Raw genomic sequence first — 1,226 nt, 5'->3', positions numbered from 1 at the left:
ACGGAATACCAGCAACTGTCGACCTCGACGTGGTAATCCGGCGCGATGCGGGTGCGCTTCCAGCGGGCGAATACGTAGGGCTCCGGCGGCAGCGGCTGCAGGTTCGGCCGGTCGAGGGTGGCGAACAGATCGGCGCGGCTGGCGCCGTAGCCGCGCATCACGCGCATGTTCAGTTCGTTGACCAACTGACGGATTGCGGCGTTCATCTCGGCCAGCGAGAAGAACCGCCGATTGCGCAGCCGCGCCAGTATCCAGCGCTGGGCCACCTGCACCGCAACTTCGACCTTCGCCTTGTCGCGCGGCCGGTAGGGGCGCGCCGGCAGGATAGCTGCCCCGTAATGGCCAGCCATCTCGGCGTAGGTCCGGTTCAGTCCCGGATCGAACCGGTCCGCCTTGAACACTGCCGACTTGAGGTTGTCGGGAACCACCACCTTCGGCACGCCGCCCAGGAAAGCAAACATCCGGACATGTGCACCGATCCAGTCCTCGAGGCCCTCCGATGCGACGGCTTCCGCGTAGGTGTAGTTTGACGCCCCCAGCGCGGCGACAAACAGCTTCACCGCACGGACCTCGCCGGTCTTTGCGTCGACCAGATCAGCCGTGTCGCCCGCGAAGTCGACGAAGACCTTCTCGCCGGCCACATGCGTCTGACGCATCGAGGGGCGGACCCGGCCCTTCCAGGCCTCGTAGTGCTCGCAGAACCAGGCATAGCCGAACCCGAGAGGATGGGCCGCGCGGTATTCCTCCCAGAGCAAGGCGCGCGTGACGCCGGGGCGCCGCAGTTCCCTGTCGACCACGGACCAGTCAGGCACGGGACGTTCGTGATCCGGAACGGAAGGCGCCGCCGGGAACAGCAGCAACTCAAGGTCGTCGTCGGTCAACGTCTCGGGAAGCGGCCACGTCAGGCCGGCCCTTCGCGCCCGGCCCAGGTAGGCTCCCACGGTTCCTTTGCCCAGCCCGAGCGAGCCGGCGATCGTCCGCTCGCTCAACCTCTGGGCATATTTCAAACGCAGCACATCACGTATCACGCGCATCGACAGTCGTTCCGTTGGCATTCAGGTTCCCTCGCTTGAGCGAGGGAACCGTAGCTTCAGACTGTCGGCCAGAAATGCCCACGATCGCGTGGAATCGTTGCCCACGATGCCGTGGAAATGCTGCCCATGATCGCGTGGAACGCGCGCCCATCATCCGGTGGAATCAGTGCCCACCATCCCGTGGAACACGCA

Annotated in this window: 1 protein-coding gene; it reads right to left on the bottom strand. The window is 65.5% G+C overall.

Features of this window, described 5'->3' with window-relative positions; all coding sequences use genetic code 11:
• On the bottom strand, positions 1–1,055 hold a 1,055-nt coding region (gene istA / locus IE243_RS22830), incomplete at its 3' end, for an IS21 family transposase (RefSeq protein WP_191321567.1).
• Between the last annotated feature and the right edge of the window lie 171 nt (positions 1,056–1,226).

Origin of the sequence: Camelimonas fluminis (assembly GCF_014656355.1) — a bacterium.
In the GTDB taxonomy this organism is placed as follows: domain Bacteria; phylum Pseudomonadota; class Alphaproteobacteria; order Rhizobiales; family Beijerinckiaceae; genus Camelimonas; species Camelimonas fluminis.
This window is presented reverse-complemented; position numbering and strand designations above follow the sequence as displayed.